Raw genomic sequence first — 19,903 nt, 5'->3', positions numbered from 1 at the left:
GGGAAAATGAAAAGTAATGCACTGGAAATGACGCCGCGCCAAATCGTGGAGCGTCTTGATCAATATATTGTAGGACAGAAAGAAGCAAAAAAAGCAGTAGCGGTCGCCCTGAGAAATAGATACCGTCGTAGTTTGCTTGATGAAGTTCTCCGAGATGAGGTCATCCCAAAAAATATGCTCATGATCGGTCCGACGGGTGTCGGGAAAACAGAAATTGCCAGACGCATGGCCAAGCTTGCTGGTGCGCCATTTATTAAAGTGGAAGCAACGAAGTTTACAGAAGTAGGTTATGTCGGCCGTGATGTAGAATCCATGGTGCGTGATCTTGTTGAAACAGCTGTCCGTTTAGTAAAAGAAGAGAAAATGAATGCAGTGCGTGAACTGGCCAAAGAAGCTGCGAACTATCGTCTTGTTGAGTTGCTTGTACCATCCCGGAAAAAAACAACCTCTGTAAAGAATCCGTTTGAAATGCTTTTTGGCGGAACCGGGGAACAACCAGCTGAAACAGAAAACACGAAAGAAGATATGTCTCTTTTCGAAAAGCGCCGTGTAGTGGCGGAAAAACTTGCAGCAGGCGACTTGGAAAATGAAGTCATCACTGTAGAGATAGAGGAGCAGCCCCCTTCTATGTTTGATATGTTTCAAGGTTCGGGAATGGAACAAATGGGGATGAATATGCAAGATGCTCTTGGAGGCTTGATACCTAAAAAGAAAAAGAAGAGAAAACTTCCTGTTAAGGATGCACGTAACGTGTTAGAGCAAGAAGAAGCTCAGAAGCTGATTGACATGGATGAAGTGACGCAAGAAGCGCTAAACCGTGCCGAACAAACAGGCATTATATTTATTGACGAAGTGGACAAAATTGCTGTAAAAGGCGGATCACAATCGGGAGCAAATGTATCTCGTGAAGGTGTACAGCGCGATATTTTACCGATCGTTGAAGGCTCGACGATTGTAACTAAATACGGTACAGTAAAAACAGATTATATATTATTTATTGCAGCTGGAGCTTTTCACATGTCAAAACCTTCTGATCTAATTCCGGAGCTGCAAGGGCGTTTCCCGATTCGGGTGGAGCTTGAAAAATTAACAACAGATGATTTTGTCCGTATTTTAGTGGAGCCGGACAATGCGCTTATAAAGCAATATAAAGCTTTGCTTGAAACAGAAGGAATCCAGGTGGAATTTACAGATGATGCTGTAAAGCGGCTTGCAGAAATAGCCTTTCACGTAAATGGAGAAACAGATAATATTGGTGCGCGCCGACTTCATACGATTATGGAGAAATTGCTTGAAGACTTGTCATTTGAAGCGCCAGATGTAACACTTGAACAAATAACGATTACACCACAATATGTAGATGAAAAATTATCAGCGATTGCACAAAATAAAGATTTGAGCGAATTTATATTATAACTTGCGAAGGAGCAACAACATGAACCTTTTAGGTAAAACAAGAAAAATTAATAAAATGCTGCAAAACGCTGCAGGAAAAGCGGTTAATTTCAAAGAAATGGCCGAGTCATTGTCAGGCGTAATCGACGCCAATATTTTTGTTATTAGCCGCCGTGGCAAAGTGCTTGGTTACAGCCTTCATCGGCAACTTGAAACGGAGCGCATGAAGAAAATACTTATGGAAGAACGTCAATTTCCTGAAGAGTACACAAACAATTTATTTAATATTACAGAAACATCATCCAATCTTGATATAAACAGTGAATATACAGCGTTCCCTATTGAAAACAAAGAATTATTTCAAAAAGGCTTAACGACAATTGTTCCCATTATTGGTGCAGGTGAGCGTTTTGGCACACTAGTGTTGACTCGTGTGGAAAACAACTTTGAAGACGATGATCTTATTTTGGCTGAATACGGCGCAACAATCGTTGGCATGGAAATTTTACGTGAAAAAGCGGAAGAAATGCAGGAGGAAGCACGAAGCAAGGCTGTTGTGCAGATGGCAATCAGCTCTCTTTCGTATAGTGAATTAGAAGCAATTGAGCATATTTTTGAAGAATTAGATGGAAAAGAAGGACTGCTTGTTGCATCGAAAATTGCAGATCGGGTCGGTATTACTCGTTCAGTTATTGTCAACGCGCTCCGTAAACTTGAAAGTGCGGGCGTGATAGAATCGCGCTCCCTCGGTATGAAAGGGACGTATATTAAAGTGTTGAATGATAAATTTTTAATGGAATTGGAAAAAATAAAATCCAAATAATGAAAATGACTTACCGGAAGCAAATCTGCTTCCGGTATTTTTTTTTTAATTGCAAAACGTTTTGTGAAATATGGGAGAGGGAATATAGCGTAACAAGAAATAAATATATAGTTATGAAATTATTAATAATTTTTAAAGATTTATGTTACCAATTGCCCATTATAGTATATTTAGTAGAACATATTTAATCAAAATATAACAAAAAAAAGATAAATGTGTCGTTTTTGAGAAAAAATTGTTAAGTTTGTAAAGAAACGTGTCGTAAATTGTCTTTTATGATATATTTTTAAAAGTATATATTATGAGCAGCGGAATATAAAAGATGGAGTGATAAGTGTTGAAGCTCTTTTCCAATTCAATAACCTCTCTTGAGCGCGGATTAGACTATGCCTCATTGCAACAAAAGGCGATTGCAAATAATATTGCCAATGTTGATACACCAAACTATAAATCTCAAGAAGTGAATTTTAAACAAGTTTTGCAGCAAAAATCGGATTTGCTACAGGCAAATCGCACAAATGACCGTCATTTTATGTTTTCATCCTCTTCAGATGGGACGATCATAGCAAAAAGAAATCTATCTTATAATGAAAGTGGAAATAATGTAGACATGGATCAAGAAATGTCGGACCTGGCGACTAATCAAATTTATTATAATGCGTTGACAGACCGTCTTAGCTCCAAATTTTCATCGTTATCCAATGTGATTAGAGGAGGCAGATAAATAACATGTTTAATGGAATGAATATTACGGCCTCCGCTCTAACGGCCCAACGGCTTCGCATGGATGTCGTTTCATCTAATATGGCCAATGCTGATTCAACAAGGGCTAAATTAGTAAATGGAGAGTGGCAGCCATATCAGCGAAAATCCGTCGTCTTACGGCCGAAAGAAGGATCATTTGCTTCGTTTCTTAATATGGCAACAAACCAGCAGGAAACGGGCAGTGGGGTAAAAGTAACGAAAATTGTAGAAGATACAGAGACCCCCTTTAAAATGGTTTATGATCCCGAGCATCCAGACGCAGCTGAAGATGGCTATGTGAGTATGCCAAATGTTGACCCGCTTCGTGAAATGGTTGATTTAATGAGCGCGACCCGTTCTTATGAAGCAAATGTGACAGTTTACAATGCCTCCAAAGCAATGATGACAAAAGCACTTGAAATTGGAAAATAAGGAGAGAAACTAAATGTCAATTGAAGCATTAAATGTTGCCTCACCGAATGCGATTCAAAGTGGATCTCTGAAAAAAGCCTCCACACCGCACGAAGCACAGCAAAAGTTCGCTAACTTTTTAAAAGATTCATTGAATGATGTGATGAAAACAGAAGCGGAATCGAATATGCTGACAGAGAAAATGATTAGAGGAGAGAACGTTGATATTCATCAAGTGATGACTGCGGCGCAAAAATCAGGTATCACAATGCAATTAACGATAGAAATGAGAAACAAAGCTGTAGAAGCGTACCAGGAAATCATGCGTATGCAAATTTAATTTATATATACAGCAATGAGGCAACCGGGGGATTGGAATGAACGAAAATATAAAACAGCAGCTAGCTAAAATAAAAGAATACTGGAACAGCCGCTCGAGAAAACAAAAAGCGATTGGTGTTGGTGCATTTACTTTTTTTGTCATCGCACTGTCGCTTCTTGTTTTTTTTACGACGAGAACAACTATGGCTCCTTTATACAGTGAATTATCGCCATCTGAAATAGGTGCTGTTAAAGAAAACCTAGAGGGACGGGGAATCGTTTATGAAATCACGGAAGGTGGCACGGGAATTCTTGTTCCTGAAGAATCGGTCGATACAATAAAAGTGGATCTTGCTGCAGAAGGACTTCCGCAATCGGGTACGATTGATTACAGTTTTTTTAGTCAAAATGCAGGATTTGGTATGACAGATAATGAGTTTAATGTGCTGAAACTTGACGCGATGCAGACAGAACTTGGTCAATTAATTCAAGGTATTGATGGCGTGAAAAAAGCCAATGTCATGATTAATCTTCCACAAGAGCAAATATTTGTAACAGAAGAAGCGGAACAGGCATCAGCATCCGTTGTGTTGAACACAGAGCCAGGCTATGAGTTTGATGAAAAGAAGATTAAATCCCTTTATCATCTCGTATCAAAAAGTGTGCCGAATCTCCCTGTTGAGAATATCGTTATTATGAATCAAAACTTCGAATATTTCGATTTGGAAGGCAGTGGAGGCTCTTTCGCGGGCGATGGTTATGCACAGCAAATGGCTGTTAAAAAGCAAATTGAACGTGACATTCAGCGTCAAGTGCAAAGTATGCTTGGCACACTGATGGGACAAGGAAAAGTAGTTGTGTCCGTTACAGCTGATGTGGATTTTACCCAAGAAAATCGAGAAGAAAACCTGGTTGAACCGGTTGATGAAGAAAATATGGAAGGCATCCAGATTAGTGCCCAGCGTATTACGGAGACGTTTACAGGTGATGCAGCAAATGCTGGAGGCATTCCACAAGCAGAGGAAGCAGGAGATACGGCTACTACTTACATGGAAGGAGCCAATGGAACTGGCGATTATGAACGGAATGAAGAAACAATCAATAACGAAGTGAATCGTATACGCCGCGAGATTACAGAAAGTCCTTATAAAATCCGTGATCTTGGCATTCAAGTAATGGTTGAACCTCCTACAGCCGATGATCCAGAATCATTTCCACAAGAGAATATTGATGATATCCAGCAAATGCTCGGCACAATTATTCGGACATCCGTTGATAAAGGATACAACGCGGATTTAACCGATCAAGCATTAGAAGAAAAAATTGCTGTTTCCGTTCAGCCTTTCAATGGAAAAATTACATTTGAAGAAGAAACAAGCAGTACCATTCCATGGTGGGTATATGCAATCGGCGGTGTTCTTCTTTTAATTATAGGTGTCCTTGTATTTATGATGGTTAGAAGACGACGCATGGAAGAAGACGAAGAACTTGAAGAAGAGCAAGCAATCGAGACAGAAGATATTTTAACAGAAACAGAAGGCAGTACACGACGCAAACAACTTGAAAAAATGGCAAAAGAAAAACCAGAAGAATTTGCGAAGCTATTACGTACATGGCTGTCTGAGGAATAGGAGGATTACGAATGGCTGCAAAAGAGAAAAAACTAACAGGGAAACAAAAAGCTGCCATCTTGCTTATTTCCCTCGGGCCGGACTACTCGGCTTCCATTTATAAACATTTATCTGAAGAAGAAATTGAGCGGCTGACGCTTGAAATTTCTGGGGTGAAAAAAGTTGATACTGAAATAAAAGAAGAAATTTTTGAAGAATTTCACAATATTGCTTTAGCACAAGATTACATTTCTCAAGGTGGAATTGGTTACGCAAAAACAGTACTTGAAAAAGCGCTTGGTTTAGAGCAAGCACAAAATATTATTAATCGGCTTACATCATCATTGCAAGTTAAACCGTTTGATTTTGCACGAAGAGCGGATGCCGGACAAATTTTAAATTTTATACAAAATGAGCATCCACAGACCATTTCGCTCATTTTGTCTTACCTTGATCCACAGCAGGCTGGCCAGATTTTATCGGAGCTTCCCCAAGAAGTACAAGCGGACATTGCGAAGCGGATTGCGATTATGGATAGCACATCGCCAGAGATCATTAACGAAGTAGAAGCGATTTTGGAACGTAAATTAAGTTCAACTGTTACACAAGATTACACACAAACAGGCGGCGTGGAAGCAGTCGTTGAAGTGTTGAACGGAGTTGACCGGGCAACGGAGAAAACAATTCTAGATGCACTTGAAATTCAAGATCCTGAGCTTGCGGAAGAAATTAAAAAGCGGATGTTTGTTTTCGAAGATATAGTTACACTTGATAATCGTTCGATACAGCGGGTCATTCGAGATTGTGAGAATGAAGATTTGTTATTGTCATTGAAAGTATCAAGCGACGAAGTAAAAGAAGTTGTTTTCCGAAATATGTCACAGCGAATGGTGGAGACATTTAAGGAGGAAATGGAATATATGGGGCCTGTTCGTCTTCGTGATGTAGAAGAAGCGCAGTCGCGTATTGTAGCAACGATTCGACGTCTTGAAGAAACAGGAGAAATTATCATCGCCCGTGGTGGAGGAGACGATATTATTGTCTAGAGTCATTCGTACGGAGCATATGAGGTCAACAGAAGGACAGGAACGGATAATCGGGATTAAATCGATACATACAGACTATGAATATCGAGAAGAGATAACGCCTGATTATGAACATGAGCGATCAGCCGTCATTCAGGAAGCAAACGGAAAAGCCCGGTCGATTATTGAGCAGGCCGAATATGAGAAAAAAAGGATGATGGAAGAAGCAGAAGCGTGGCAGGCGGACTGGGAACTGAAAAAAGAGAGAATTCAAAAGGAAGCATATCAGGCTGCTTTTGAGCAAGGTGCTATAGAAGGCCGCGAATCTGGCTACTGTGATGTGCATTCGTTAATTGAAGAAGCAAAGACAACGGTTGCTTCTTCTAAGATTGAGTATAAAAAAAATGTCGAACGATCTGAACAAACAATTCTTAATCTGGCGCTCATCTGTGCGGAAAAAATTCTTCATACAGAGCTAGAAGGGAATGATGAATTGTTTATGAGCATCGTAAAGTCGGCTATTAAGGAAGTAAGAGAACAAAAGGAAGTGCAAATTCACGTCCATCCAGCCCGCTATTCATTTATTGTATCTCAGAAAGATGAAATTGAAGCATTGTTTCCTGGAAATGTGAATTGTTACATTTTTCCCAACGAGGAAGCGGAAGAAGAGACATGTTTTATAGAAACAGCCAACGGACGAATTGATGCGAGCATTGATGCGCAGTTACAGCAGCTAAGAAAAACGTTATATGACATATTGGAGAGGGAATAAACGATGAAAGCAAGTGAATTGCGATCTATCATTCCAACGATTGATACATTTAAACGGTATGGACGGGTTAAACGAGTCGTTGGTTTAATGATTGAATCACAAGGTCCTGAAAGTTCGGTCGGCGACATTTGCTACATTCGGCCAAAGGATGGAACAAAGACGATTATGGCAGAAGTCACGGGTTTTAAAGATGAAATGATTATTTTAATGCCGTATACAAATATAAATGAAATTTCACCGGGCAGTCTTGTAGAATCGCTCGGTCATCCGCTTATGATCAAAGCAGGACCAGCGCTTATTGGAAAAATTATTAATCCGCTTGGCGAACCATTCGATGATACAGCGCTTCCCCGTATGATGACGTCCATTGGGACGGAAGCTGAACCGCCAAATCCACTAACGAGACCACCGATTCAGGAAACGCTTGAAGTAGGCGTGCGGGCTATTGACGGGATGCTGACAGTTGGAAAAGGTCAGCGCGTCGGTATTTTTGCTGGAAGCGGCGTTGGCAAAAGTACATTGCTTGGCATGATTGCCCGTAATACGAATGCCGATTTAAATGTCATCGCGCTAATTGGTGAACGGGGCCGTGAAGTTCGTGAATTCATTGAGCGCGATCTTGGACCGGAAGGAATGAAAAAATCGATCGTTGTCGCTGCCACGTCGGATCAACCAGCACTTATGCGTATTAAAGGAGCATTTACAGCAACAGCGATTGCCGAATATTTTCGTGATAAAGGGCTTAATGTAATGCTGATGATGGACTCTGTGACACGTGTAGCAATGGCGCAGCGGGAAATCGGTCTGGCTGTCGGTGAACCGCCTGCCACGAAAGGGTATACACCTTCTGTTTTTGCGATTATGCCAAAGTTGTTGGAACGGACAGGAACAAATGAAAATGGCACGATTACAGCTTTTTATACCGTGCTTGTTGATGGTGATGATATGAATGAGCCAATTGCCGATGCAGTTCGGGGAATTTTAGACGGGCACATTGTACTTGACCGAGAACTTGCGAATAAAGGACAATATCCGGCTATTAATGTATTGAAAAGTGTTAGCCGTCTAATGCCGCATATTGTAGACCGTGATCACTATGAATCAGCACTTGCTGTAAGAGATTCATTGAATACGTATTTAAACTCGGAAGATTTAATTAACATCGGGGCTTACAAAAAAGGTTCTTCTTTGGAAATCGATCGGGCCATTCAAAATTACCAGCCTATTCTTTCTTTTTTGAAGCAGCGAACAGATGAAAAATCAACATTAGAAGAAACAGCATATGGACTAGTTCAACTGGCAGATAAAGGAGATTGACTACTAAATGGGCTATCACTATAAGTTTGATAAAATTTTGCAGTTGCGTGAGAGGGAAAAAGAAGAGTCAGAGAATATTTATCGGGAAGCGGTCGGACAGTTTGAAATAGAAGCAGAAAAGTTATACGGCTTGCTGAAGAAAAAAGAAGAATTGATCGATGTACAGGAGCAAAAAATGAAGACAGGGTTTTCTGTTTTAGATATTCAACATTACCAACAATTCATTAGCAATCTTGAAAAGCTGATCGAACAGCAGCAGCAAGTCGTTATGACAGCTAGAGGAAGAATGCAATGGTGCGAGCAGCAGCTGAAAGAAAAAAATATTGAAGTGAAAAAATATGGAAAAATACGCACAAAAGATTTAGCAGTTTATCATAAATGGTTAAATATAGAAGAAGCTAAACAAATGGATGAGTTATCTTCTATCCAATTTATGAACCGAAAGATCAGGTGAGTGAAATGGCCAGAAATCAAAAAAAAGCATCGGCTCCAGAAGCAGAAGAAAAGCAGGGGTACAGCACATTTCAATGGATCATCTTCGTTATCTTTATTCCTCTTTTATTCGCCATGACAATTGGACTTATTGTCATGACGATTGCTGGAGTAAATATATTTGAGAAAACGAAAGAAATAGCTGGAAATGTTCCGTATGTTTCAGAATGGGTCAGCACGGATATTAAGGAAGATGAAAAAAAAAATGAAGAGAAAATAGTCGAATTACAAGCGGAAATAAAAAATAAAGAAGCTCAGATTGAAAGTTTACAAGGGAAATTGACAGACTCTGAAATAGAAATTGAAGATTTACTGACCGAACAAGATCGTTTGAATTCAGAGCTAAAACAATTACAGCAGCAGCGGGAAGAGGAAGTCAATCAAGGCACCGCAGCAAAAACAGAGACAAATACACTCATTAAAACATATGAAACAATGGGGGCAAAAAATATTGCAGGCATTATTGTCAATATGACCGATGCAGAAGCAGTTGATCTTTTAAAGCAGCTAAGCATTGAGAAACAGGCAGAGGTTCTTGAAAAATTGCCTGCAGAAACTGCCGCCGAATATACAAAAATATTGTCGAATGAATGAAGAAAAATAAGGATATTTATGAGATAATAGGAAGCGGAAAAGGGGGTGAAAAGATGCAGGCTGTTTGGAGGGCAACTGCTTTCCCAAATACATCGATGTCAGCAGAAGTAAATTCAAATGTAGTTCCAAAGGGATCGAAAACAGGATTTGAACAAATACTCGGCACCGTCCAGCAATCGAATCAATTTGAAACTCTCATCGGAGCAGAGGCTTCTGAAATCGTGCAAGAGGCTGACTTTATCGCTGTACTTGGGACTTTAGCGGAACCAGTGGAATCACTTATAGATATTCCAAGCCTAGAACCGGAACTCGTGGAAATGCTCGAAGATGGTGACATGGTCATTATGCAGGAACTTGTACTCGTTCTCGGAACAGATGTTGAAACATTAAAAGCCTCTATTCAGCAAATGGCGTCTTTATTTGCGAATGAAGAAGCGATAAAACAATGGCCAGTATCTTTACAGGAAGCGGTAGACGAGCTCTTAGCAAAAAGTGAAGAAGGAAAAGAATTTTCAGAAACAGTGCCCGTTGCAGAACTTGCTGCAGCTGTACAGCTCATCGTCTCTAATGCATCACAAATTGTAAAGAAAAGTGATAAACAGGCGGCGGTTATGGTGATGAAGGCCGCGCAAATTGTTCAGCGTTTTACAGGGCAGCAGCCGGGAGAACAGACAGCTAAATTATTGCAATCAGCATTACAGCAGGCTGCTTCAACGTTGCGAAAAGAACAAGTACAAACAAATTCTACGCGTCAAATAGTAATGCAGGCAGTGTATGCACGCTATAACTCCGCGGCAGTCAACAGCCAGCCAGCCACGCAGCTGAAAGTAGTTGAAACTCCGTTAATGAAACAGGAAATTACGTTCACCCGATCAGGCTTGGAAAGGGCGAAAGGCGAAACGGTAACAGTACGGCCGATTTTAGGGCAGGAGGCACTCAATCCCATCATGCACCAAATGACAAAAATAGAGCAGGTGGTGATGAGTGTTAAAACGGACCCGCGTCCAATGAATATGGAGCAATTTATCGAGAAATTTACGCAAATTATTGGGAATTCAAGTTTGATGAAAACACCAAATGGCACAAAATTATTAATTAAGCTTTACCCAGAACAACTTGGGACGCTTCGAATTGAACTTTTGCAGCAAAATGGTGTGATAACCGCAAAGATTTTATCCTCGACGCAAGCAGTAAAAGAATTACTTGAGCAAAATGCCCATCAATTAAAGCATGCATTCGGTCAGCAAAACGTCAATGTAGAGAAGGTTGAAATAGCCAATCAGGAGACGAGACAACAATTGTTCGATCGGAACAATCAACAAGATCGTCAAAATGGACAAAAGCAACAAAATGATCAACAGCAGACTACTCAAATAACAGAAGAAGAAAATGGGTCATTTGCAGACCTTTTAACAAACATAGAAATGGAGGTATAGATTTATGTCGAAAATTGATTCATCGCTTTATTTAGCCAATAATCCCGCTCAGATAAAACAGACGGGCAACAGTGCACTTGGAAAAGATGAATTTTTAAAAATTTTGATGACACAGCTTCAAAATCAAGATCCGCTTAACCCAATGGAAGATAAAGATTTCATCGCACAAATGGCCCAATTTACATCACTTGAGCAAATGGTCAACATGACATCAATGATTGAAGAAATGGTGCAGACGCAGCAGGCATCACAAATGATTAACTACCAGTCCTTCGTGGGAAAAGATGTTGTTTGGCATAAGATGGCCGAAGAAACAGATGCCGCAGGGGAACCGGTTGTAGAAACAGGCACAGGAACCATCGCGTCGATTAAATTCACAGGTGAAAGCGTTCAGTTTATACTCTCAGATGGCACCGTCCTTGAACCAGCCAATATTTCCGAACTTACTGGCAGCAGCACAGGAACATCTGGCGGCAATGAAATCAGTTCGAACCCGCTTGTTGAGGCAAGCTACTTAATCGGACGAACCGTTACGTGGGGAGAAGAAGGCAGTGAACAGAGTGCCTCGGTGAAATCTGTATCGATGAAAGATGGACAAGTGTGGCTTCAGCTGATGAACGAGGAAAAAATTGCAGCTTCAAGCTTAACAAAAATCGAATAGGCGGGTGAGGAACAGATGAAACCCGTAAATCCAATTATTACAGGAACGATGCAGCCGTTTGTACCTGTTAAAAAAAACGCACATCAAAAAGTTTCATTTGGTGACACGCTTGAAAAAGCTTTGTCAACCGCTTCAAAACCGATCATTTCAAAACACGCAGAACAGCGTTTAAAAGAACGGGGTATCGCCATTAACAGCGATCAATGGCAGTCAATTGGAGAAAAGCTTGCCGAAGCCGGTTCAAAAGGCGTGAAAGATTCACTCGTCTTGTTAAAAGACGCCGCGCTTATTGCCAGCGCTAAAAACAACACAGTGATCACGGTGATGAATCGAGAAGAAGCAAGATCACAAATATTCACAAATATCAACGGCACCATTGTTATGGACAACGTATAATCGATCTATAGATATAGATCACCAGGCTGGACCGAAAAGGAAGCCTGTCCGTCTGCCGACCGAATGACGCAGACGATATTCGAAAGGGGAAAACAAACTTATGTTACGCTCAATGTACTCTGGAATTACAGGTATGAAAAACTTTCAAACGAAACTCGACGTGATCGGTAACAATATTTCAAATGTAAACACATATGGATTTAAAAAAGGGCGTACAACATTTAAAGATATGGTATCGCAGCAGATTTCAGGTGCGAGTGCAGCTACGGCAAATCGAGGTGGAACAAATCCTAAGCAAGTTGGTTTAGGATCACAGCTTGCATCTATTGATACATTACACACACAAGGTTCTCTACAAACAACAGGTCGTTCACTTGATTTGGCTGTTTCAGGAGATGGATTTTTCATAGTTGCAGATGGGACTACACCTTATTACACTCGTGCAGGGAACTTTTATATGGATAATGGTGGAATATTGGTGAATTCTGATGGTTTGCAAGTTAGAGGATTTCCGCCTGTCGCCGATGGAACATCGGTTAACAATACATCTAGCGTATTAACGGAGATTCAGATTCCGACAAATGCACAAAGTGTAAGTATTGGATCAGATGGTGTTGTTTCATATGTGAATGCAACGGGTGATTTACGATATGCCGGACAAATCTTAATTGCTAAATTTGCAAATCCAGAAGGCATGGAAAAGGTAGGGAACAACTTATTCCAACAGACGACAAACTCAGGATTAGCTTATAATGGTACTACTTTTGCTGCTCTGAATGGAACTCCTGGGCAAACGGGTGGAGTGGCGATAGCAGGTGAGCAGGGAACGGGAACTGTTGTTGCAGGTGCTCTTGAAATGTCCAACGTTGACCTATCCGAAGAATTTACGGAAATGATCGTTGCACAGCGTGGTTTCCAGGCAAATACACGTATTATTACGACGTCAGATGAAATCTTGCAGGAATTGATGAATTTGAAACGTTAATAAATAGATCGTTATGTAGTAAAACGGGGAGGGAGGCAGGGCTGTTGGATTATTTCAGCCTTGGTATATATGATTACTGTGACGAGACTAAACGGCAAGCCATTTTCGCTCAATGCTATTTATATAGAAACGATTGAGAGTTTTCCTGATACGACAATTACACTTACAAATGGGAAAAAGTATGTTGTGCGTGAATCTCATGAAGAAGTGACGGCAAGCGTTGAATCATTTTATACACGTATTTCGCTTCTGGGAAAAGTAAGGGCAGAGGAGGAAGACGATGGAGAGTGAAAAAAAAGAATCAAAAAATAAATTGGTGATGATCATGATGATTGTCATGTCAGTCATCTTGCTTGCTGGGACGATAGCAGTTGTCATGATTTTGAAAGTATCTGGAGAGAACACGGCTGAAGAAGGACCAAGCATTGATGAGGTTTTGGAGGCCTCGGTTGATATACCTGAGATGACAACAAATTTAGCGTCAGATGACTTTATTCGTATATCATTTAAAATACAGACCGATAGTGCAGAGGCAATGGAAGAAATGAAAAAGCGTGACTTTCAAGCGAAAAATATTATTATTAAAAAACTATCGGAAATGACGGCAGAAGATTTAAAAGGTGAGGCAGGCAAAGAAAAATTAACGGAGATGCTCAAAAGCGAGTTGAATAGTATTATGAAAGGTGGAGAAGTAGAAGCCGTTTATATCACCTCATACATTATTCAATAAATCAGCCTGGCCCGAACCAATCGGGCTTTTACAGGCAGCTTTTCCTCACTCCTTCTTTTTCGATTTCTCCATGTCTTGAAGTGGGGAGTCTTACTGCCCGTTAGTCTGCGATAAACAGGAGGTGACATATTTGTCAGGAGAGATCTTATCTCAGAATGAGATTGATGCGCTTCTTTCCGCTCTTTCAACGGGGGAAATGGATGCAGAAGAATTAAAGAAAGAGGAAGAAGAAAGGAAAGTGAAAGTGTATGATTTTAAACGTGCACTCCGCTTTTCAAAAGATCAAATTCGAAGTTTAACGAGAATGCATGATAACTTTGCCCGTATTTTAACAACGTTTTTTGCTGCACAGCTTAGAACATACGTCCAGGTCGAGGTTGTATCTGCCGATCAAATTCCATATGAAGAGTTTATTCGTTCTATCCCTAATCGCACCATTTTAAATGTATTCGAGGTGCCTCCGCTTGAAGGACGTATTTTAATGGAGGTAAATCCGAATGTTGCATATTCAATGCTTGATCGCCTCTTAGGAGGGCGCGGAGTCAGCGTAAATAAAATTGAGAATTTAACTGAAATCGAAACGAGAATTATGTCAAATATGTTTGATCACGCGTTTGAAAACTACCGTGAAGCATGGGCAAACGTTGTTGAAATTGATCCAATCGCAACTGATTTTGAAGTGAACCCTCAGTTTTTACAAATGGTGTCGCCGAACGAAACCGTTGTAGTTATTTCATTAAATACGACGATTGGTGAAACGACGGGTATGATTAATATCTGTATCCCTCATGTCGTACTCGAACCAATTATCCCAAAGCTTTCTGTTCAATACTGGATGCAAAATCCGGATAGTAAAGAACACAGCCCAGAAGATATTCAGAGTTTAGAAAAGCGGATTCGACAAGCTCATTTACCGGTTATTGCAGAACTAGGGGAGTCCGATATTACGATTGAGGAATTTCTTTTATTAGCAGAAGGAGATATTATTGAATTAAATACATTAGTTGGTGACCCGCTTACAATAAAAGTGGGGAATGTACCTAAATTTACAGCACAGCCAGGTCGAACGAATCGAAAAGTTGCTGTGCAAGTACTTGATTATATGAAAGGAGGGGACAACGATGATGAGCAATGATATGCTGTCTCAGGACGAAATTGATGCGTTGTTAAAAGGAAGCAGCGACGAAATAGATAATCCCATGCAGACGGAAACAAGTCCGACTGACCATGTAGAAGAATACTTAGATCATTTTGAGCAAGATACGCTTGGTGAGATTGGCAACATTTCATTCGGCAGTTCAGCAACAGCATTATCAACATTGCTGAACCAAAAAGTGGAAATTACAACACCGACGGTTACAGTTATAGAAGAAAGTCGATTAAAAGATGAATTTCCTCATCCGTACGCCGCGATTGAAGTTGAATATACACAAGGATTTACTGGTGTGAATTTGCTTGTCATTCATCAGGATGATGCCGCGATTATTGCCGACTTAATGCTTGGTGGGAGCGGGGTAGATGTGGCCGGTGAGCTAGGCGAACTACAATTGAGTGCAGTTCAAGAAGCAATGAATCAAATGATGGGTTCGGCGGCAACAGCGATGTCCACCATTTTTAATAAAAAAATAGATATTTCACCTCCATCTATTTCGCTTTTGAATTTGAATGAAGGTGAAGGGAACGATACTATTCCAAAACAGGAACTTTTAGTCAAAATCTCTTTTCGCTTAACAGTAGGAAATTTAATTGATTCGAATATTATGCAGCTCATTCCGCTGCAGTTCGGAAAGCAGCTTGTAACGGAACTGATGAATCCTCCACAAGAAAAGCAGGATGCGTCACCGCAGCCAGAGGCTCCAAGAGCAACACCTCAGCCGGATGCACAACCTGTTCAGCAGACACCATCAATGCCGGTAAGGGAATCAGAAGAACCGCGTCATATTGGCGGTTCTTCCTTTGGACAGCAGCCGGTTAATGTGGAAACAGCTGTCTTCTCTTCCTTTGATACACCACAGCTTGGTGAAAAGGAAGCACGCAATTTGAATATGTTATTTGATATTCCGCTGCAAGTAACCGTTGAACTAGGCCGGACAAACCGTTCTGTCAAAGACATACTAGAATTGACATCCGGTTCGATTATTGAATTGGACAAGCTAGCAGGTGAACCGGTAGACGTGCTAGTCAACAAACGGTTAGTGGCAAAAGGGGAAGTTGTTGTAATTGAAGAGAATTTCGGTGTGCGGATTACAAATATTGTAAGCCCGGCAGACCGGTTGAAAAATTTAAATTAATTTTTTACAGGGGGTTAGGAACGATGGCGAATCGAATTTTGGTTGTAGATGATGCTGCATTTATGCGCATGATGATTAAAGATATTCTGACGAAGAATGGTTTTGAAGTAGTTGGTGAAGCAGAAAATGGTGCACAGGCCGTAGAAAAATATGTTGAATTAAAACCTGATCTAGTCACGATGGATATTACAATGCCTGAAAAAGATGGAATTGCTGCATTAAAGGAAATTAAAGCGGCAGATGCTGCAGCAAAAGTAATTATGTGCTCCGCAATGGGGCAGCAGGCGATGGTCATTGATGCGATTCAGGCCGGTGCAAAAGACTTTATTGTAAAGCCATTCCAGGCGGACCGTGTGATTGAAGCCATTTCTAAAGTGCTATCATCATAAAGGTGTGATCTCGTGAACGTATTTTTAAAATGGATAATGCCCTTTTTATTTGCAATGGCTCTGTTCTCTGGCAATCTCCTGATTGCTGCGGCAGAGCCATTTGATTCGAATGTGAAAGAATGTATTGAAAACCCGGAATTGTGTACAGAAGAAGAGCCATCAGACAACGGGGAAACAGAAGCGGAATCAGAAACCATAAGTGAACCGATTGGGATCGGGTTTTTAGACGTTCTTCGCATGATTGCAGCGCTCGTTTTGGTTGTAGCACTTCTTTATTTTTTAATGCGGTTTATTAATAAAAAAAGTCGCTCGTATCAAGAAAATCATACTGTTCGTCATCTCGGCGGTACCGCGCTCGGAGGGAGTCGGTCCGTGCAGGTTGTCAAAGTGGGCGGGCGTGTGCTTATTCTAGGTGTTGGCGAAAATGTTGCTTTATTAAAAGAAATTGAGGATGAAGAAGAACGAAGAGAACTGCTTACCCATTATGAAGAGCAATTGGATAGGATGGTACAGCCATCTGATATTATTAATCGAATGAAGTCACAAGTTAAACGAAAGAAACCAATGGCTCAGACGACTGGATCTTCTGATTTTAAACAGGAATTAGAGCGGAAAATGGCTGAGCTGAAAAAAAGCCGCGGACAAGCTATTCAAGATTTAGCAGACAGGGAGCAGAAAAAAGATGAATGAATTCATGGAGTTTTTTAATTCAAGCTCACCTGAAAATGTATCTACATCTGTTAAATTGCTATTAATGCTGACTGTTTTGTCGGTGGCACCGAGTATCTTAATTTTAATGACATGTTTTACACGTATTATTATCGTGTTGTCGTTTGTAAGAACGGCGTTAGGAACGCAGCAAATGCCGCCGACACAAGTACTTCTCGGTCTTGCGCTCTTTTTAACCTTTTTTATTATGTCGCCTGTTTTGCAGGAAGTAAATGAGGAAGCGTTGACGCCCCTTTTTAATGAAGAAATTAACCTGGAAGAAGCGTATACATTAGCAAGCGGTCCGTTTAAGGAGTTTATGAGCGTTCATACACGGCAAAAGGATTTAGAATTATTTTTGAATTATACGCAAGCAAAACAGCCGGAATCAATTGAGGATATTCCGCTCACAACGCTTGTACCAGCATTTGCGTTAAGTGAAATTAAAACGGCTTTTCAAATTGGTTTTATGGTGTTCATCCCGTTTCTCGTCATTGATATGATTGTTGCAAGTGTCCTTATGTCAATGGGGATGATGATGCTGCCGCCAGTAATGATTTCATTGCCGTTTAAAATTTTATTATTCGTACTGATCGACGGCTGGTATCTCGTCATTGAGTCGTTGCTGCAAAGCTTTTAGGTAGGTGAAGAGATGAATACAGAGATGGTTCTTTCCCTCGCTGAAAAAGGGGTTTATACAACAATTATCGTTTGTGCACCACTCCTGTTGCTTGCGCTCGGGATCGGTCTTGCAGTTAGCATTTTTCAAGCAACGACGCAAATCCAAGAGCAGACGCTGGCATTTGTTCCGAAAATTGTGGCTGTTCTTATTGGAATGATTTTTTTTGGACCATGGATGTTATCACGCATAGTGTCGTATACAATGGAGATTTTCACAAATTTAACGAGGTTTGTTGGGTAATGGCGGATGGATGAATTAATTCCTAACCTTTCCGTATTTCTACTTATCCTCGTGCGGGTGTCAGCGTTTTTTGTGACGATGCCGCTCTTTTCCTATCGTACGATTCCGGCACAACACCGGATTGCTTTTGCATTTATGCTTTCATGGACGATGTATTATTCCATAGATGTCAGCCCGCTTGAAATAAATGGCGAATACATATTGCTCATTTTAAAAGAAGCAATGACTGGCTTATTAATAGGACTAGCTGCTTTTATCGTTCTGTCTGCCATTCAAATTGCCGGTGGATTTATCGATTTTCAGATGGGGTTTGCCATCGCTAATGTTATTGATCCGCAGACCGGAGCACAGAGCCCGCTAATGGGACAATATTTATACATGTTTTCGCTGCTCATGCTGCTGGCGCTTAATGGCCATCATCTTATATTGGACGGAATTTTTTATAGTTATGAATTTATTCCGATGGATCAATTGTACTTGCCCTTCGGAAATGGAGAAGCCGCTTATTATATGGCGAGAACATTTAATGCTGTCTTTATCATAGCGTTTCAAATGTCGATGCCTGTTGTTGCGGTGTTGTTTTTAACCGATGTTATGCTTGGTATCGTTGCCCGGACCGTTCCGCAGCTTAATATTTTTGTTGTGGGATTTCCGCTTAAAATTGGTGTTGCTTTTATCGTTGTCTTTATTGTCCTCGGTGTTATTTTTACATTAGTACGCGATTTGTTCGGAATGATGCTGCATACAATGCGTGATTTAATGACGATTTTTGGAGGCGGATAGGACGATGCTGTTGAAATTAAATCTGCAATTTTTCGCGGGAGAAAAAACGGAAAAAGCGACACCAAAGAAGAAGCAGGACTCTCGTAAAAAAGGGCAGGTAACCAAAAGCCAGGATGTAAATACAGCGGTCAGTCTGCTCGTATTATTCGGCTTTTTGTCGGCATTCGCGGCATCGATGGGCCGGGATATTTATCAGATGTTTCAGCATTCGATTGAATACTATATGCTTATGCCTGTGACTGAAGCGAATTTAAAAATAATTGCGTTTGAACTGATAGAGCAGTGTGCATGGATAATAGGGCCTTTTATGGGCGCAGCGGTTCTAGCGGGAGTAGTGGCTAACTATGCGCAGATCGGCTGGCTTGTAACCGGTGAGCCGATTAAACCAAAACTTGAAAAATTGGATCCAATTAAAGGGTTTAAACGTATTTTTTCTATGCGAGCTATTGTAGAACTACTAAAATCGATATTGAAAATTGGTTTTGTAGGAACTGCGGCTTTTATTATTCTGTGGAACAATAAAGAAGATGTACTAAAACTGGCACTGCAGCCGATTGAAGATACCCTTCCTCTTGTAGGAACCTTGACTGTACAGATGGGACTTGTTGCTGCAGCAGCATTGCTTGTACTCGGCATACTGGATTATTTTTATCAAAAGTTTGATTTTGAAAAAAGTTTGCGAATGTCCAAGCAGGATATTAAAGATGAGCATAAAAACACAGAAGGAGATCCACTCATTAAATCACGCATTCGCCAGACGCAGCGTGAAATGGCTATGCGCCGTATGATGCAGGAAGTGCCGGATGCAGATGTTGTCATCACAAATCCAACCCATTATGCGATTGCGTTAAAATATGATGATGCAAAACTTGATGCGCCGTATGTCGTTGCCAAAGGGCAAGATTTCATTGCGCAAAAAATCAAACTAATAGCGAAAGAAAATGACATTGCAATGGTTGAAAATAGGCCATTGGCCAGAGCCTTGCATGATCAAACGGAAATTGGGGATGCGGTGCCGGAAGAATTTTTTAAAGCGATCGCGGAAATTTTTGCGTACGTTTACCGCCTTAAAAATAAAGTGTAATTTTTGTTGGGAGA

Annotated in this window: 25 protein-coding genes; all 25 read left to right on the top strand. The window is 40.7% G+C overall.

What is annotated here, in order from left to right:
* The first annotated feature begins 6 nt into the window (after positions 1 to 6).
* Entirely contained in the window at positions 7 to 1,416 is a 1,410-nt protein-coding gene (gene hslU, locus ACZYRN_RS09265; protein WP_488911269.1) for an ATP-dependent protease ATPase subunit HslU, read from the top strand.
* A gap of 19 nt (positions 1,417 to 1,435) precedes the next feature.
* Positions 1,436 to 2,218: a GTP-sensing pleiotropic transcriptional regulator CodY gene (codY, locus tag ACZYRN_RS09260; protein WP_488911268.1), complete on the top strand. Its 783-nt coding sequence runs from the start codon at positions 1,436 to 1,438 to the stop codon at positions 2,216 to 2,218.
* Positions 2,219 to 2,555: 337 nt separating this feature from the next.
* A complete protein-coding gene (gene flgB / locus ACZYRN_RS09255; protein ID WP_488911267.1) occupies positions 2,556 to 2,942 on the top strand; it encodes a flagellar basal body rod protein FlgB in 387 nt (128 codons plus the stop codon).
* Positions 2,943 to 2,947: 5 nt separating this feature from the next.
* A complete protein-coding gene (flgC, locus tag ACZYRN_RS09250) occupies positions 2,948 to 3,394 on the top strand; it encodes a flagellar basal body rod protein FlgC (RefSeq protein ID WP_488911266.1) in 447 nt (148 codons plus the stop codon).
* Positions 3,395 to 3,407: 13 nt separating this feature from the next.
* Positions 3,408 to 3,713 (top strand): flagellar hook-basal body complex protein FliE, encoded by a 306-nt coding sequence (gene fliE / locus ACZYRN_RS09245; RefSeq protein ID WP_488911265.1) that lies wholly within the window; start codon positions 3,408 to 3,410, stop codon positions 3,711 to 3,713.
* Between the two features lie 37 nt (positions 3,714 to 3,750).
* Positions 3,751 to 5,325, top strand: coding sequence for a flagellar basal-body MS-ring/collar protein FliF (fliF, locus tag ACZYRN_RS09240; RefSeq protein WP_488911264.1), 1,575 nt, complete (start codon positions 3,751 to 3,753; stop codon positions 5,323 to 5,325).
* Between the two features lie 11 nt (positions 5,326 to 5,336).
* On the top strand, positions 5,337 to 6,350 hold the full coding sequence (gene fliG / locus ACZYRN_RS09235; protein WP_488911263.1) for a flagellar motor switch protein FliG: 1,014 nt from the start codon (positions 5,337 to 5,339) through the stop codon (positions 6,348 to 6,350).
* Entirely contained in the window at positions 6,343 to 7,101 is a 759-nt protein-coding gene (fliH, locus tag ACZYRN_RS09230) for a flagellar assembly protein FliH (RefSeq protein WP_488911262.1), read from the top strand. The genes fliG and fliH overlap by 8 nt, the downstream gene beginning before the upstream one ends.
* A 3-nt stretch (positions 7,102 to 7,104) precedes the next feature.
* Entirely contained in the window at positions 7,105 to 8,418 is a 1,314-nt protein-coding gene (fliI, locus tag ACZYRN_RS09225) for a flagellar protein export ATPase FliI (RefSeq protein ID WP_488911260.1), read from the top strand.
* Positions 8,419 to 8,425: 7 nt separating this feature from the next.
* Positions 8,426 to 8,872 (top strand): flagellar export protein FliJ, encoded by a 447-nt coding sequence (gene fliJ / locus ACZYRN_RS09220; protein ID WP_488911259.1) that lies wholly within the window; start codon positions 8,426 to 8,428, stop codon positions 8,870 to 8,872.
* A 5-nt stretch (positions 8,873 to 8,877) separates the two neighbouring features.
* The gene (locus ACZYRN_RS09215; RefSeq protein WP_488911257.1) at positions 8,878 to 9,504 is read left to right on the top strand and encodes a MotE family protein; all 627 of its coding nucleotides are present in this window, start codon (positions 8,878 to 8,880) and stop codon (positions 9,502 to 9,504) included.
* A 53-nt stretch (positions 9,505 to 9,557) separates the two neighbouring features.
* Positions 9,558 to 10,940: a flagellar hook-length control protein FliK gene (locus ACZYRN_RS09210; protein WP_488911255.1), complete on the top strand. Its 1,383-nt coding sequence runs from the start codon at positions 9,558 to 9,560 to the stop codon at positions 10,938 to 10,940.
* A 4-nt stretch (positions 10,941 to 10,944) separates the two neighbouring features.
* Positions 10,945 to 11,601 (top strand): flagellar hook assembly protein FlgD, encoded by a 657-nt coding sequence (flgD, locus tag ACZYRN_RS09205; protein WP_488911254.1) that lies wholly within the window; start codon positions 10,945 to 10,947, stop codon positions 11,599 to 11,601.
* A gap of 15 nt (positions 11,602 to 11,616) precedes the next feature.
* The gene (locus ACZYRN_RS09200) at positions 11,617 to 11,997 is read left to right on the top strand and encodes a TIGR02530 family flagellar biosynthesis protein (protein WP_488911253.1); all 381 of its coding nucleotides are present in this window, start codon (positions 11,617 to 11,619) and stop codon (positions 11,995 to 11,997) included.
* A 100-nt stretch (positions 11,998 to 12,097) separates the two neighbouring features.
* Positions 12,098 to 12,982, top strand: a complete 885-nt coding sequence (gene flgG / locus ACZYRN_RS09195) for a flagellar basal body rod protein FlgG (RefSeq protein ID WP_488911252.1) — start codon at positions 12,098 to 12,100, stop codon at positions 12,980 to 12,982.
* A gap of 69 nt (positions 12,983 to 13,051) precedes the next feature.
* Positions 13,052 to 13,273, top strand: coding sequence for a flagellar FlbD family protein (locus ACZYRN_RS09190; protein ID WP_488911740.1), 222 nt, complete (start codon positions 13,052 to 13,054; stop codon positions 13,271 to 13,273).
* Entirely contained in the window at positions 13,263 to 13,712 is a 450-nt protein-coding gene (gene fliL / locus ACZYRN_RS09185; protein ID WP_488911251.1) for a flagellar basal body-associated protein FliL, read from the top strand. Before ACZYRN_RS09190 ends, fliL begins: the two co-directional genes overlap by 11 nt.
* 130 nt (positions 13,713 to 13,842) lie before the next feature.
* Positions 13,843 to 14,847 carry a flagellar motor switch protein FliM gene (fliM, locus tag ACZYRN_RS09180; protein WP_488911250.1) on the top strand — a complete coding sequence of 335 codons (1,005 nt, stop codon included), beginning with the start codon at positions 13,843 to 13,845 and terminating at the stop codon, positions 14,845 to 14,847.
* Positions 14,834 to 16,003: a flagellar motor switch phosphatase FliY gene (fliY, locus tag ACZYRN_RS09175; RefSeq protein ID WP_488911249.1), complete on the top strand. Its 1,170-nt coding sequence runs from the start codon at positions 14,834 to 14,836 to the stop codon at positions 16,001 to 16,003. Before fliM ends, fliY begins: the two co-directional genes overlap by 14 nt.
* A gap of 23 nt (positions 16,004 to 16,026) precedes the next feature.
* A complete protein-coding gene (locus tag ACZYRN_RS09170; RefSeq protein ID WP_018392359.1) occupies positions 16,027 to 16,392 on the top strand; it encodes a response regulator in 366 nt (121 codons plus the stop codon).
* 12 nt (positions 16,393 to 16,404) lie between these two features.
* Entirely contained in the window at positions 16,405 to 17,082 is a 678-nt protein-coding gene (locus ACZYRN_RS09165; protein WP_488911248.1) for a flagellar biosynthetic protein FliO, read from the top strand.
* The gene (gene fliP / locus ACZYRN_RS09160) at positions 17,075 to 17,740 is read left to right on the top strand and encodes a flagellar type III secretion system pore protein FliP (RefSeq protein ID WP_488911247.1); all 666 of its coding nucleotides are present in this window, start codon (positions 17,075 to 17,077) and stop codon (positions 17,738 to 17,740) included. The genes ACZYRN_RS09165 and fliP overlap by 8 nt, the downstream gene beginning before the upstream one ends.
* A 12-nt stretch (positions 17,741 to 17,752) precedes the next feature.
* A complete protein-coding gene (gene fliQ / locus ACZYRN_RS09155; RefSeq protein WP_488911246.1) occupies positions 17,753 to 18,022 on the top strand; it encodes a flagellar biosynthesis protein FliQ in 270 nt (89 codons plus the stop codon).
* Between the two features lie 6 nt (positions 18,023 to 18,028).
* Entirely contained in the window at positions 18,029 to 18,805 is a 777-nt protein-coding gene (gene fliR, locus ACZYRN_RS09150) for a flagellar biosynthetic protein FliR (protein WP_488911245.1), read from the top strand.
* Between the two features lie 4 nt (positions 18,806 to 18,809).
* On the top strand, positions 18,810 to 19,889 hold the full coding sequence (gene flhB, locus ACZYRN_RS09145; RefSeq protein WP_488911243.1) for a flagellar biosynthesis protein FlhB: 1,080 nt from the start codon (positions 18,810 to 18,812) through the stop codon (positions 19,887 to 19,889).
* Positions 19,890 to 19,903: the final 14 nt, after the last annotated feature.

It is taken from the genome of Domibacillus sp. F004 (assembly GCF_057814295.1).
Note: the sequence above shows the minus strand (reverse complement) of the source record. Positions and strands in the feature narration are given on the sequence as shown.